The sequence below is a fragment of the Paenibacillus contaminans genome (genome assembly GCF_003285015.1).
Lineage (GTDB): Bacteria > Bacillota > Bacilli > Paenibacillales > NBRC-103111 > Paenibacillus_V > Paenibacillus_V contaminans.
Window position 1 is genome coordinate 146,788 of the sequence record NZ_QMFB01000002.1, and the last position, 13,939, is coordinate 160,726.

The 13,939-nt window shown below is 47.0% G+C and carries 14 protein-coding genes; 4 read left to right on the forward strand and 10 right to left on the reverse strand.

What is annotated here, in order from left to right; genetic code table 11:
* The first annotated feature begins 8 nt into the window (after window positions 1-8).
* Window positions 9-1,283, forward strand: a complete 1,275-nt coding sequence (locus DQG23_RS04965) for a nickel pincer cofactor-dependent isomerase, group 22 (RefSeq protein ID WP_202865866.1) — start codon at window positions 9-11, stop codon at window positions 1,281-1,283.
* A gap of 702 nt (window positions 1,284-1,985) precedes the next feature.
* Here the strand turns inward: DQG23_RS04965 and DQG23_RS04970 are convergent.
* On the reverse strand, window positions 1,986-2,789 hold the full coding sequence (locus DQG23_RS04970) for a putative protein N(5)-glutamine methyltransferase (RefSeq protein WP_113029710.1): 804 nt from the start codon (window positions 2,787-2,789) through the stop codon (window positions 1,986-1,988).
* Between the two features lie 260 nt (window positions 2,790-3,049).
* On the opposite strand from DQG23_RS04970, the gene DQG23_RS04975 reads away from it, so the two are divergent.
* Window positions 3,050-3,583: a hypothetical protein gene (locus tag DQG23_RS04975; RefSeq protein ID WP_158560301.1), complete on the forward strand. Its 534-nt coding sequence runs from the start codon at window positions 3,050-3,052 to the stop codon at window positions 3,581-3,583.
* 134 nt (window positions 3,584-3,717) lie between these two features.
* Here DQG23_RS04975 and DQG23_RS04980 read toward each other — a convergent pair whose 3' ends face one another.
* From DQG23_RS04980 to DQG23_RS05000, 5 genes are all read right to left on the reverse strand, one after another.
* The gene (locus tag DQG23_RS04980; RefSeq protein WP_158560302.1) at window positions 3,718-5,361 is read right to left on the reverse strand and encodes a DUF4179 domain-containing protein; all 1,644 of its coding nucleotides are present in this window, start codon (window positions 5,359-5,361) and stop codon (window positions 3,718-3,720) included.
* The gene (locus DQG23_RS04985) at window positions 5,318-5,875 is read right to left on the reverse strand and encodes an RNA polymerase sigma factor (protein ID WP_113029713.1); all 558 of its coding nucleotides are present in this window, start codon (window positions 5,873-5,875) and stop codon (window positions 5,318-5,320) included. The genes DQG23_RS04980 and DQG23_RS04985 overlap by 44 nt, the downstream gene beginning before the upstream one ends.
* Before the next feature lie 289 nt (window positions 5,876-6,164).
* Window positions 6,165-7,076 (reverse strand): aminoglycoside phosphotransferase family protein, encoded by a 912-nt coding sequence (locus DQG23_RS04990; RefSeq protein WP_158560303.1) that lies wholly within the window; start codon window positions 7,074-7,076, stop codon window positions 6,165-6,167.
* A gap of 147 nt (window positions 7,077-7,223) precedes the next feature.
* The gene (locus tag DQG23_RS04995; protein ID WP_113029715.1) at window positions 7,224-7,682 is read right to left on the reverse strand and encodes an SRPBCC family protein; all 459 of its coding nucleotides are present in this window, start codon (window positions 7,680-7,682) and stop codon (window positions 7,224-7,226) included.
* A gap of 126 nt (window positions 7,683-7,808) precedes the next feature.
* The gene (locus DQG23_RS05000; RefSeq protein WP_113029716.1) at window positions 7,809-8,555 is read right to left on the reverse strand and encodes an AraC family transcriptional regulator; all 747 of its coding nucleotides are present in this window, start codon (window positions 8,553-8,555) and stop codon (window positions 7,809-7,811) included.
* 193 nt (window positions 8,556-8,748) lie between these two features.
* Between DQG23_RS05000 and DQG23_RS05005 the strand changes: the two genes are divergently transcribed.
* Complete coding sequence (locus DQG23_RS05005; RefSeq protein ID WP_158560304.1) at window positions 8,749-9,144, forward strand: VOC family protein; 396 nt, start codon at window positions 8,749-8,751, stop codon at window positions 9,142-9,144.
* A gap of 105 nt (window positions 9,145-9,249) precedes the next feature.
* Here DQG23_RS05005 and DQG23_RS05010 read toward each other — a convergent pair whose 3' ends face one another.
* Window positions 9,250-9,849: a hypothetical protein gene (locus tag DQG23_RS05010; protein ID WP_113029718.1), complete on the reverse strand. Its 600-nt coding sequence runs from the start codon at window positions 9,847-9,849 to the stop codon at window positions 9,250-9,252.
* Between the two features lie 172 nt (window positions 9,850-10,021).
* On the opposite strand from DQG23_RS05010, the gene DQG23_RS05015 reads away from it, so the two are divergent.
* Entirely contained in the window at window positions 10,022-11,104 is a 1,083-nt protein-coding gene (locus DQG23_RS05015; RefSeq protein ID WP_158560305.1) for a stalk domain-containing protein, read from the forward strand.
* 198 nt (window positions 11,105-11,302) lie between these two features.
* Here DQG23_RS05015 and DQG23_RS05020 read toward each other — a convergent pair whose 3' ends face one another.
* The 3 genes from DQG23_RS05020 to DQG23_RS05030 form a co-directional block, all read right to left on the reverse strand.
* Window positions 11,303-11,740, reverse strand: coding sequence for a DUF4259 domain-containing protein (locus DQG23_RS05020; protein WP_113029720.1), 438 nt, complete (start codon window positions 11,738-11,740; stop codon window positions 11,303-11,305).
* 107 nt (window positions 11,741-11,847) lie between these two features.
* Window positions 11,848-12,747 (reverse strand): GNAT family N-acetyltransferase, encoded by a 900-nt coding sequence (locus tag DQG23_RS05025; RefSeq protein ID WP_158560306.1) that lies wholly within the window; start codon window positions 12,745-12,747, stop codon window positions 11,848-11,850.
* An 89-nt stretch (window positions 12,748-12,836) separates the two neighbouring features.
* Window positions 12,837-13,910, reverse strand: coding sequence for a phosphotransferase enzyme family protein (locus tag DQG23_RS05030; protein ID WP_192894548.1), 1,074 nt, complete (start codon window positions 13,908-13,910; stop codon window positions 12,837-12,839).
* Window positions 13,911-13,939: the final 29 nt, after the last annotated feature.

Below are 13,939 nucleotides of genomic sequence, written 5' to 3' on the forward strand. Positions count from 1 at the left end.
ACAGGCCGGTGAGCGTTTTTTATGATTTGTTAAAAGAAGTGCCCATGCCCAAAATGGTCAAGGTACGGCAAAAATTCCAGCGTCCTTCGATTCCTCTTGACGATATTCCGCAGACGATCGACGACATACTGGGATTAGACGATATCTCGGACACCATTCAACCCGGCAAACGTATCGCCATCACCGTCGGAAGCAGGGGCATCCGGAATATTGCTTTCATTACGCGTGAAATCGTCAGGGTTCTCAAAGAAAAGGGAGCCCTTCCCTTCATCATTCCCGCTATGGGCAGCCATGGCGGAGGAATCGCGGAAAACCAGCAAAAAATCATCGAGGATTTTGGCGTCACGGAAGCGTACTGCGGCTGCCCGATCAAATCGACGATGGATACGGTGGAGATCGGCAAGACGCCCGAAGGTCATTCCGTCGTCATTGACCGGTATGCTGCGGAGGCCGACGGTATCGTCGTTGTGGGACGCGTGAAGCCCCATACGGCATTCCGGGGGGAATACGAGAGCGGCATCATGAAAATGATGACGATCGGTTTGGGCAAACGCGAAGGAGCGAATGCCTGCCACGCGGCAGGCTGGAAGCATATGCGCCGTTTAATTCCGCTTTTCGGGAACACCATTATCAAACATGCCAAGATCCTTTTTGCCGTAGCCATCGTCGAAAACGCTTTTGATGAAACCTGCATCCTGGAAGCGATTCCGAAAGACCGGATTGCCGAAAGAGAACCCGAGCTGCTGGATCAAGCCAAACAGCTAATGGCGCGTATATGGATTGAAGATACGGACGTGCTGGTCGTCGATAAAATCGGCAAAAACATTAGCGGCGACGGAATGGATCCCAATATTACGGGAACCTTCGCTACGCCTTATGCCAGCGGCGGATTGAAGTGGCAGAAGGTGGCCGTGCTAGACGTTACGGATGAAAGCCATGGTGTCATCATAGGAGCCGGAATGGCCCATGCAACCACCCAAAGATTGTTTGACAAAGCCGATCTGGAGGCTTCTTATATTAATGCTCTAACATCGACGGTATTTGACGTTGTGCGGATCCCCATGATCCTAAAAAGCGATCGCGACGCAATCGCCGCGTGCATCCGGGCCAGCAATGAAATCGATATCCGGAAGCCGAGAGTGATTCGTATATCGGATTCCCTTCATATGGAGTATATTTACATTTCCGAAGCGCTTATGGATGAGGCTTCCAAACACGCGAATTTGGAAATAGTCGGCGATCTGCAAGAAATGCCGTTTGATGCAAACGGGAATTTGTGGTGACACCTGCAATAACGGGCCGAATCTAGACGGCCCCAGTAAATGAAACAGCGACGGACATGGTGATTCAACCTTAGTCTGTCGCTGTTTTATTGGCTTGCAAAGCAGAAAACGATACATCATTTCCACCCGGCAAGTTTCAGCATCTCATTCACAAATTCGCTTTTAGCACTGATAGCCTGCGCACAAAAATGAGTACTATTTTCCCCATCGTTCTCTACTCAAGAAAAAATAAACTAGCAGACTTTCAATGCTTATACTATAGATTTTAAAGATGTAAGCATTTGATCGTGCAACGGGTAGTGATCCTCATAATGAGGCAACGTTTACTATTCGTAAGGAAAACCTCACTATTTCAAACCGAAAACCCGTGTTTTGGTGAGGTAATGAGGTAAACGCAATTATTAGTGAGGCAAACGAAATGAATAGTTATGTTTGGCTCACTAACGGGCGAGAACGCGCATTTTACTTGTGTAATAGTGAGGACAGCCTCATGAACAATAAGGTTTTCTCCACTAATCGCACGGTTCGTACATGATCATTACGATATCCGTGTTTGCTTTCGTAACCAGGTCATCAATCCCTAGTTTTAGACTTGATATCGTATTAGCTGATCTCTTAACTCTAGTTCCTTTTCGAATTTCAGTTTTTCAAGTAACTTCATCAAACACCCCGCGTCTCGATATCCCAATATTCTTCTTATCTTCATCTTGAATGATCTGTCCGGATTCCGATGATTACGTTAGCGTCCTGTTCTTCGGAACGAACCCATTTTGGAAGCAACCCGTATTGCGTAAAGAGCTCGGCAGTCAACGGCGCCTGCTTCTCGCTAGTTTCGAATAATAAGAAGCCCCCTACTGCAAGCCAGCGAGGTGCTTCAGCTACTATTCTCCGCTGGACGTCAAGTCCATCGGCGCCTCCATCAAGCGCAATCCTTGCCTCGTGAACGCGGGCTTCCGCCGGCATGAATTTTATTGCGTCTGTAGGTACATATGGGGCATTGGCTACGATAACATTGACACGATTATAAAGATGAACGGGCAGCGGATCGTATAGATCCCCTTCATACACTTTCCCCTTATCTAAGCGAATATTACGACGAGCGCATTGTACTGCAGCGGGATCGATATCAACAGCATGCAATGCTATACGCTCCACCGAAGCGATTAAAGCCGCGCCTAAAGCTCCGGAGCCGCAGCACAGGTCAACGACAACGTCTCCTGGTTGAGTAAGAGTCACAGCCTGCCGAACTAAAAACTCGGTTCGCTGCCGGGGGACGAAAACTCCGGGATCCAGCTCAATCCGCAAACCGCAGAAATCCGCCCATCCGATAATATGTTCAAGGGGGAAACCGGCTGCTCTTTGATCCACCAGTTGTTCTAGTTCGGTATCATTTTGTGAAGAAGAAATAAGTAACCGGGCCTCATCCTCAGCAAACACACAACCGGCGGCACGAAGCTTCCTAACAATCGTTTTCCAAATGTCTCTTCCATCTTCGCTATATTCCACGGATCACCATACTTTCGCATGGATTTTGTATCAATACCAGTCTACATATTTTCAACAGCCCTCAACATGTAGAATTCTCTTTTAGTCAAACTATCCTGCCGTTTTGTTTTTCTTAATGATCCTTGCATCCGAAAATTTCACACGAATCGCAAAGGTTCGTCATAAGTTCACAACATTCTATTGGTAAAGTAACAAGTAACCGGAACACCAAGAGAAGAGATCATCAGCATCAATATATTAGATAGAGGATGGATCATTTTATGGCTTATAGACTTAGTCAGAAAAACAAAAACTTTTTGGTCGCTATCCACGTTATTTCGGTAGCGTCATGGATTGGCGGAACATTGGGCATGCTGCTGCTAGGCATGTATTTGCATAAAGCCGATCATGCAGAACAACTTACTTATACACTAGCCAGCATGGAAATCATTGACGAGAATTTACTCAAGTACCCGGCACTGCTGACGTTACTGACAGGTATCCTGCTCTCCATATGGACGCATTGGGGACTTGTGAAGCATTACTGGGTCACTATTAAACTAGCGACCACCATGATCACAATTATGATCGGAATCTTATTTTTGAATAAATGGACAGCCTCTCTGGCGGATATGGTAGAGGATATGGGATCTGCAAGCTTGCAAAATGAGGGGTTCCAGTCGACATGGTTGAACATGGTTACAACGTCCGGTTTCAATTTGTTATGCCTGCTGCTCATGGTGTTCATTACTTATTATAAACCGTTCGGGAAGATTAAAAAAAGACGATCCGCTAGCTCGTCGAAATCATCCTAAGGGTGTCGCAATATTACTCGCAAATGGCTCGGATACATTATCGCGATACACTGACCGATCTTAACGTACGATGCCAGTCTATTACTTTTATCTGTAAAAATGAAAGGAGCAGCGCGCGGCTGCTCCTTTCATTTTTACCCGTTCAACTTGATCCTTAGCTCCTTATCCGGATTTTCCGTATAGTACCAAAAAATATATATGTCAGCCTCAGTCCCGCTGAAGTTCGTATATTCTTTAGTCACCGAATTGATGCCTTCTCCGGAAAGATTGACGGACACCTGCTTTCCTTCTATACTTTTTGCCCCCGTGCCCATATACGTCTGGTTGACTTTTCCAAAGGCCGGATCGTCGCACTCGCTCTGCAAGTATAGATTGCCGTCCTGTTTAAAATACGTCCATTTGACGGAATAACCGCCGACCAGCGTCGTTATCGTCTTCTTCTCTTCGCTGATGCCGGTCAGCCGGATCGGATCTTTCGCGTCTCTGTGCTCGATCATTTCATGCTTGGCCACAAACGTTACCGGGGTTTCTGCGGTCACTTGCACCCCAGGCCTGAGCTCAAACACATAACGCAGTTCTTCCGGTTTATCCCCGACTTTAGGCACCTCGCTTCCTCGCAGCAGCGTCCCATCTATATCCAAAAAATTTTTCAACAACGGGAACCTCGCATACGGTTCACGTTTAACCGTGATTCGGATTTGCGTCGGCGTCGCGGTCATTTGTTCAAGCATGTATGTCGTACCCGCATGCTCCATCGGAATATGGAGCTCCTTTTTCACGGTGCCGCTTAACATTTTTTGTTTGTCCAAATGCAGGTCAAATGTCCAATCCTTATCGATTTGCCATTCCTGCCGATTGTAAAGCAGCTTGTATTTGACGTTATTGTCCTGAAGGTCGCTTTTCCGGTAATGAAGGACGCCGGTATATTCTCCGTTCTCGCCGGGCTTGCCGACTACGCCGGGGAGAGACTCCTCAAGCTTCACACCGTCTTTATAAACGCCGATCTCAGGGCGCGCCCAGCTTTTTACCTCAGGCTGACTGAACGTGACGGCAGTGGAAAGAAGGACGTTATCTCCTTCCGGAACAGGTTTAATGGACAATTTCTCGATGCCGTCCTGTCCGATGGCGTATTCCTGCTTGCCTTCGAATGGATTTAACGAGAACTCGCGCTCCGCCATGGAAAGGGCCCGCACATTCCGAATAGAAAACTTCACATCCGTTTCCAGATCCTCCGGCGCCCAATCCGCTTCAAAGTAGCCGCTCCATTCGTTTCGCTCCTTGTTGAAAACCGTTTTTTGCTGTCCGCCGATGATTCGGCCTTGACTGTCCGTCAGCTCCATTTTGGCAAATTGCAGTTCTCCCGTCGCGGCTTTCCCTTTCATACGCAAGCTGTACAGCAGCACCGTCCGATAATCGTCCACCACAGCGGTATGGATGGTGAGCGTAACGCCGTCTTGTGTCACCGATTTTTCGATCGACTGCCCTAACCCCTGCTGGAGTGCGGATCGAATACCTGCGCTGTAAGGAACAAGGCTGTCCCAGTTGTACGATAAAGCCGCAATTACAGGTGTCGCCGCAAGCGTAGCCGTTAAGGCCGCAATCATCGCCACTCTGCGAGCGCGCAGCCGTTTTTGAGCGTTCTGGTCGACAGGGAGCAAGTTGGCTTCCGGACCCGGCAGTTGCGTTTCCAGACGGTTCCACATGGCGTCGAAATCCGGATATTGCATATGCTCCTCAGCGTTCTGCAGCGGAATAAACGTTTGATCCTTTTTGCCCATGTATTCCACCATCCTTTCCTCGAGTAGTCCCTGCCGTATCCGTCATCCTCTGCAGCAGCTTGATTCCTTTGTTTAATCTAGATTTCACCGTTCCTACCGGAATGCACAAAATATCGGAAATTTCCTTCAAGCTGCAATCGCTCATAAAACGAAGAGATACGACGGTTTTCAGTATGATCGGCAGCTGCTGCAGCATTTGTAGGCATTCCATCGCCGATTCGCGCTCTTCGGCAACGGTATCCGCTCCTTTTTCCGTCATCCGTGCAGAGGAGAGATGAAAAACTTTCTCTCTTGTTTTGGCGCGCTTGCTTTTCTTCAGCTGATTCAAACAATGGTTGACGGTCACCCGCAGCAGCCAAGTCTTCAAGTGCTCCACCTTCCGCCAGTCATGCCGGAACACGGTTACGAATACTTCCTGACACATATCCTCCGCATCGGCAGCGTTATGCAGCATGAAGTAGCACGTTTTATACACGTCTTTCCGGTACATTTCGAACAACGCTTTTTCGCTCAAGACTCTCCCCCCTTTTTATAGCGGTCACATATATTAACAACGCCGAATGCAAATAGGTTCATTTCAAGAGAATACCTTTTTACGAAAATGTTGTCACCAAAAAACCTCCGAACCGATAGAGAACGGCCGGAGGCTTCATAAGATGTACAGCGTTATTTTTGCTGATGTCGTAAGCTTATTGCATGATATCCAAATACCGCTTCTGATCCAACTGATGGCAGACAGTCGATCCAAGTCGATAGAGTTTGCAACTTTGCTTCATCAACTCGTGTCCTTTTGGGGATATACCTTAATCCAGGCATTTGGCGAAACGCTCCGTTATTTGTATGCCTCTATGCCAATCCATTCCTCCGGCTTCAATCGTCCAGCAGGCCTCAAGCACGCCTCGCACTACGCCCCACATCGCGATTCGGCGCGGGTCCAGGCCGAGGCGATCACTTATAATCGCAATCCGGCTCCGCAGCACCTGCTCGCAGTCACCGCCTCGATCCTCATAGTTAAGCAGATACTGGATCGTATCAAAATGGATGTCGCCGATGATGCCTTTTGGGTCAATGACAGCCCATTGCTCTTCGCCTTGTCGGAGAATGTTTTCATGATGCAAATCGCCATGTAATAGGAAATTCTCACTCGTGGTAGCGAGGAGATATGCTAGACATTCTTCGGCATTTTCCAACCAGCTCTCAGGTAGTGGAGCGGAAATATTCAAATCGTCGAATCGCCCGCGGTATCGCTCGATTGCCGCGAAGTGCTGTTTTATGGACGGGTACTGACTTCCGGTTGGTACCGGAAGGTGTAGACGGCGAAATACATCGCAAAAGATAGCCGTCGCAAGGGTGTCATCCTCAATTACCGACAATGGCGTGCCAGGGTCGGCACCCTCCAGCAGTGCCACGCCCCACTTCTCATCTGCATCAAGCACATGAATCGCCCCCCGTCCCTCATAAGCGCGAAGCACACTAACTTCCCTAGAAAGCTCATCCTTCAGGAAAGATAGTTTAAGGACGACCGGTTTCCCGTCACAGCGTTTTGCTCGAAGCACGAAATTATAGGATAAATTCAAAAATGGAGCTTCAGGGGTAAAGTTGAAACGGCTTGCACAATCGGTGATCAACCCAGGCAACGCCTCCGACCATGCGGCGCCTTGCTCACCGTGGAGTTCGTGCATTCTCTCTACAAACATATCAGGGATCACAATCATGCAGCAATGGCTCCTTTCAACGAAGAAGTCTGCTACTTCTCTTCTTCGACACATAGTGATGCAATATCCGGTTTCGCCCAGATCCGGCATTCTGGAGAGGTTGCAGCGTTGAACTGACTGCCGAAAATACCTGCAGCCCGCTTAGCGTCAAGACATACTTGCCAGATGCTCCTCAAGTCGATCCATCGTTTGTTCGGCACCTGGGACGGCATATGTTTTCACCTTATCGAATACAGCGGCATTTTCTTCAAAAACCGTGCTATATGTGAGTTTCGTCATACCATCCAGATCCACAAAGCTTGCTGTTGCCAGAAAATGAGGAAACACCGCATGTTTAATGACGATTCGTTCGGGTTTCACGACCTCGACAAAAACATTGGTGTTGGGAAAATCAACGCCATCAGGACCATGCATGATAAACTCCCATGTGCCGCCCGGTTTCATTTCAAACTTCTGAAAAGTCGTCGTAAAACCTCGTGGTCCCCACCACTTCGACAGATGCTCCTCTTTCGTCCAAGCATCAAACACAATATCGCGTGGAGCATCAAATACACGGGTGATCACAATCTCACGATCGCCTACTTGTGTTTCATTGTTTCGGTTCATGTCCATCCCTCCAAAAATGTTTAGAATATGCTTCCATCTAGTGTGGCGGCAGTCAGGAGGCTATGTTGTTTAAGCTTTTGTATGAACAGATTCAAACTATAGTTCCCATGATCGAGAAGTTTACCTTTAAACCGGGACGTGATTGAATACGATATCTTGGCGACGTAACATATCCGTCGGGGTCATGCCGGAACGTAATCGAAAATCCCGGTTGAAATGCGACTGGTCATAGTATCCGCAAGCCAGTGCCAACTCCAAAGCGTCTACCTCCGGTTTGCTGCGAAGATGCTCCACCGCCCGTTGGAATCGAACGACTCCGGCATATTGCTTCGGCGTCAAGCCGGTTTCCCGCTTGAACAGCTGAATGAACCGTTCCGTGCTGAGGTTTGCTTTCTCCGCTATATCCCGAACCAAGGGGGCAGCGGGATTTCCGGCCAATGCTAGAAGTCCAGCGGTGACTGCAGAATGGCCTCTAGGAATTTCGATCTGTCTGGCCAGATAACCGAAAAGGAATTTCTCTACGCGCTGAAATCGTTCCGCCGGTGCCGAGAGTTCGGAAAGTTCGCAGCGCAAGTTGACTGTGTCCGGATGCCCTATCGCTTCTTGCAATGGAATATCGCTGTCCTGCAGCACCGACATCCAACCGCCCAAGAACGGGTAAGCTCCGCCCGGCTTGAATTCTATGCCCAGACAAGCGTTCTGACACGCCGTATTCAACCAATAACGCGACGTCTTCGGCCCTGCTACGACCGCTCCCGGCATATGCTCATAACGATCGGACGTTCCTTGCCCGTAAATACGAAGGCGGTCATGGCTCAAATTAAAAATCCAGCTCATATGGACATCGGGCAGCTTATATTCCAGTTCATGCACGGGATGATAAGTCTTCGCATATCCAATATCGATCGATCCATGTCCGCAAAGCCGGCGACGGCTTACACAGGTGCAGCTGCATGAGCATCCCTCTTCCCGGCTAGAATACAAAATAACTTCAATTTTTTACAATACTTATAGGACGAACAATCGTATGATAGTACTAATTCTAAGCCAAATGGAGGGATTTGTCATGAATGCAACATGGAAGCCGGAAGGTTATCGCAGCGTCACCCCGTATCTGATCGTCAATGGGGCTGACCGGCTGATCGAATTTCTTAAGGAAGTGTTCGACGCGGAATTGGTTGACCGTCACGTTGATGCGAATGGCGATGTTCGCCACGCGTCATGCAGGCTTGGAGATTCCATAGTGGAGTTGAGCGGAGGTTCCAACGAGAAGTTTTCGCCAATGCGAAATGCGCTCCACGTCTACGTAGAGGACGCAGATGCGACGTACGTTCGAGCGCTGAATGCGGGAGCACGGTCCTTGTACCCCCCGCAGGATCATGACTACGGCGAGCGCTCGGGCGGTGTCGAGGATCCCTTCGGAAACCATTGGTATATCGCAACTTGGGCTAAAAAAGAATAAGAGCAGCAGCAACGAAAGTCCATTCCTGCAAGGAGGATGGACTTTTTTTATACCTTTAAGCAATGTGCATTGCTCTTGGAATAATGATGCTGCAGATTGATTTTGTTATCTTATATTATTCCAACGATCTGCAATTTTTGAGACTAGCTCCTTTTTTTCTGGTTGGAAATAAAGATCTCGGAGTGAAACGATGGCATGCCACGAATAATAATCGCTGTCCCCAAGTAAACACTCATCATATATTAGGCTTATGAGTAATTCCTGGCTATGTTCATCATTAAGGCTGATCATATTAGAAAGTTTACAATAGATATCCATTTCATAGTACATTATATGATCCGCAGCTCTTTCAATCGTTATTTGTCCCGCCAGGCTGGAAAACCAAGCATAGAACGATTTCCTGCTTTCCCCAAACCCCTCTATCCCTTGATTATCTGGTTTAAATAACCTTTGGAATAGCTTTTGTTCCGTTTCCAGAATCCCGTTATGATCAGCCAAAAAGCTCTGTGATATCCTTCGCGTCATTTCTGCCCATACATATTTAAAAGCATCACAAAAAAGCCGCTCTTCAAGAAGTCCCCAATGAGCAATATTGAAAGATGGGAATTTGCTGTTTTTTCGTTTATCATTCAGAAATGCATTCTGGATATAGACTAAGTAGTTTAGCGAGTATGGAGCATTAGACTTTATTGCAAAGTTATTCATTTTAACATGCCCCCTCTTCATTAATCCCATCTTACAAGTAGTGAATGAGATTATTCAACTAAAGTATTTCAGATCAAATTCTGACCATCTGCAACCTATTCGAACCGATTTCCGTCTGATGGATTGTCAACATAATAAACGTACAACTCAGATTCGGAAGGAGCTCTATGATATGAAAAAGAAACTAACGGTATTATTAACTTTGGCTGGGATCGTCGGCACAACGGCCGCAGTCGGAGCTCAAGATTTGGTAGAAAAGGTTACAGGGTACTTACAAAAAGATGTAAAGGTTCTTGTTAACGGACAAGACAGCACGCTTACGCCTGTTTATATCGATGGAAAAGCGTATATCCCGGTGCGCGATGCAGCGGCTAAGCTTGGATATACGGTACATTACGATGAAGTGAACAATGAAATCGAACTCGACGAAGAGGCTGACCTGATTCGTGCATCCGGTGTGATCGTAAGCGTACAGGCTAATAAAGACGGAAACTACCGTATCGAGCTGCTCGGCAGCACGTGGGTTATTTTGACTGTGGACAAATCGACAGCTATTAAAAATCTAGACGGCAAAACGCTCTTCCCTGCCGATCTAAAAGCCGGCACACAAATCGATGCGGAATTCGGACCAGCCATGGCGATGAGCTACCCTGGCCAAGCACAAGCCGTAAGTATTAACGTTCACGCAGATCGCGCGGTTAAAGAAGATACGATTAAAGCCGTGAAACATACGGATGACGGCTGGCAAGTTCAATTAGGCGACGCTTTGGTGCTGAACGCAGGTAAGGAAACGCGTGTCATGACGTCCCAAGGCGAGTCCGTGAATTGGGAGGACCTGAAGGCCGGTATGAAAGTAAAAGCCTACTACGGTCCATTCGAGACTAAAAGCCTTCCTCCTCAAAGCCCTGTTTTCCTCCTAGTTGTTCAGGCTCAAGCGCCTGTTACAGGCGAATTGAAAATGTCGCCGGAGACAGCGCAGGAATACCGCAACTTGGCATGGGCGCAAGTAAGCGAACAAGCGTCCCATATTACGACGAAGCAAGACGAAGCAGCCGTTCACATTGTCTCCTCTAACGAGGTTGGCGTATTAGCACTCACAGCTGAGCAGAAGAAATTGCTCGCAGACGTTCAAGCTGCGAACGGCAACTTTGTGACGGTTACATATAACACGGACCAAGACGAGCTGCTTGGACCTTTGACAGCCGTGTTCGATTTCAACACAAAAGCTTTTATCGGCTTCAACGCTAGAAAATAAATAAATTCTAAGCAGGGGCTATCCCAATAGGGTAGCGCGGAATGAACCAGCCCCATCTTTAAACAAATAAGCTTCCAAAACTACCCCTGATAGTGGTAGTGGAAGCTTATTTGTTTGCTCATTTTAGCACATTAAGCCGGGCGTAAAAATAGAAATACTGACTTTGGGTCAACCCTTATTTCTCGTTCACTCTTCCTTCTACCGTTCTTGCACAAGTCGTGCGTCCAATTTCTCCATCAACTGCTGCACATGCGCCCGCCATTCGTCCCAGCTTGACGATTCCTGCCACAGCTCCACCAGATCCCGCTCGCCGCTGCCTTCCTCAATGTCATTCCAAATATCCTTCAGATGCTGCAGCAGAGCTTCAAGCGCGGCACGATCAGCCGTGAACGCTCGTACTTGCTTCAAGGAGCGTTCTTCCTCCTCATAATCGTAATCCCAACCGCCATTCTCCTGAAATTCGAGATACAGCTCCGCGAGGCCCAACACTGTTTCGTCATAGAGGAAATCGTCCGCTCTGAGCTTCGCCATCAACTCAGACAAATCAACCGTTTCACAGGGGAGAAGTTCCTTGATCACTCCTAATAGATCCAGCCCTTCATCACTTTCCATCGCTTTGATTCCCCATGCTCCCATTCGATTTCCTCCTGTCACTCTCGATCTCTTTCATTATATGGAGCGTGTCCCATTCGCGTCAAAATGTTACAGTATACAGCCGATCGTCGTAGCGGCTGACTCTGTCTTTATTGAATCGTCCCCGTCAACAAGTCGCTTGGTGGTCTGCTTAGTCGGGTGTCCGGCTTGTAATATTTTGTTACCAAATGGTTTAATGACTTTTCTTTGAAACCAAGACTCTTATACAAATTTATCGCAGGATTGCCTTTTACAACCCCTAGCGTCACAATTTCCCCGCCTCTTCGGATAATTTCATTTATAAGAAATGAAACAAAGGCTCTGCCGTATCCTCGTGATTGAAGGTCTGGGCGAACGGATACATGACTTAGCTCACTGCCGTCAATAATGCCAACTGCCGCTATTTTATCGTCGATAAGCATCACGAATCTATTGTTTCTGTCTTCCGCAAATCTCTTCCGCTCCGTTTCGTTAGGAGGATAGTAGTAAGACGGCAGAATACCCACACGTTCATGCATCTGGTAAAAAGCGATTTCCCAAATGTTATGACATATTACATAATCATCATCTTCGTACTGCCTGACAGAAATATTACTTTCAGGAAGAGGTACACCTTCACGCTCCATGATAAAGGAGGAATAACTTGTGTAATAACCATGCTTGTATAAAAATTGCAGAGAACAACGATCGCCATCTTTACAGACACCTATCGAACGTTCTACTGCCGCGTTTTTGGAAAGCATGCCATCCGCCTTTGCCATAAGTGCGGCACCGATGCCCATTCTTCTATATTCCTTGCTAACAAATATCGTGGTCATAGCTCTTCTCCTAAAACCATCGAATGAGAGAAAAGCTACCGTTACGTCGTTGTAACGAGCAACAAATATAGCGTCGGAAAGCATTTTGTCACTCTGTTGAAACACGTTAACCCGTTCGTTTTCACACAACATGGCTATGATTGAAGCTTTATCTCTTTCGGGTATATAGGGTTCAATGATCAGATTTCCCATCGGCATATCCCCTTTCAAATTGGGCATAGTTTGCTGCGATATTTCACCGCAACATGCTCAAAAATGCGTTCAATGCGGAGTGGCGCAAACTAAATATTTCGTTTTTCATACGCAAAGGGTTCTTCACACGAGTATATGGAATGGAAAAATCCCATATATGGGATATCGTCTTCCAGACATTTTATGCGATATGACAACTCCTCATCACAAACCGGCTCTTCGCCGTTGTTCCGCATTACCTCGAATGCATCAACAATATTTTCCATGAGGTTTACCTGGATTAATAAGGGCAACTTATCCAACATCGAATTTTCGATCCGGGTCTCGGATTTGTATCCAGCGAGGACTGTTTCAAAATAGTCATCCATGAACTTTTGGCGTTTACCGGCGTCTGGTTCAAATTGTATCCAGCCCATTCCGTTTGTCCAGAGAGACGCTAGGTCAAACATATACCAACCGAAACATGAATTATCGAAATCATATACGGTTATTTGCCCGGTATCAAAATCTATCGAATAATTCCCATCGTTATAATCAAAATGGATCATACCGAAAGACTCACGGTTCCTGTCCAATCCTTCTATGGTTTTAAGGAGCTCTAATAGCTTCTCCTTCAGCAGAGGTAACGAACCGGGTATTCGTTTTTCGAGGTATTCCGCATTGTATTTGTCAAAAAAACTATGCCGGCGATGAACAGGCGTATATCCTTTCGATATTTGGTGCAGCTTCCCCAAGACTCTACCGCAATTATAATAATATTCGGTAATCGGAGCTCCTTCCCGGTACCGATAATGATTTTCCGAAAGCATTCGACCCTTTGCCTTTTGAAACAAGCAGATAAAAAAGGTATGATGATTATGAGTGATCTCTTCCAGCAGATTCCCATTCCGGGAGCTGAGTACATCCGAGACACTTCCGCCATGCTCGAATAAATACCTGATATACTCAACTTCGCCTTGAAAATCTTCCCGGCTTCTGTCATTTAAGAAGGCGATTCTGAGTATTTTTGCGTCGGCGTCCTCTTTCTCACAGGTATAAACGACATTACGCCCTCCGGTATGTGCCTTAACCGGCTTGGTTTCATAGCCTTCCAACCCGTACAACTCTGATATTAATAGAAGTAAATATGCATCAGCGATTTTAACAACCTCATTATAAGTCATAATACCTCCCCTTTAGTTACTACTTTAAA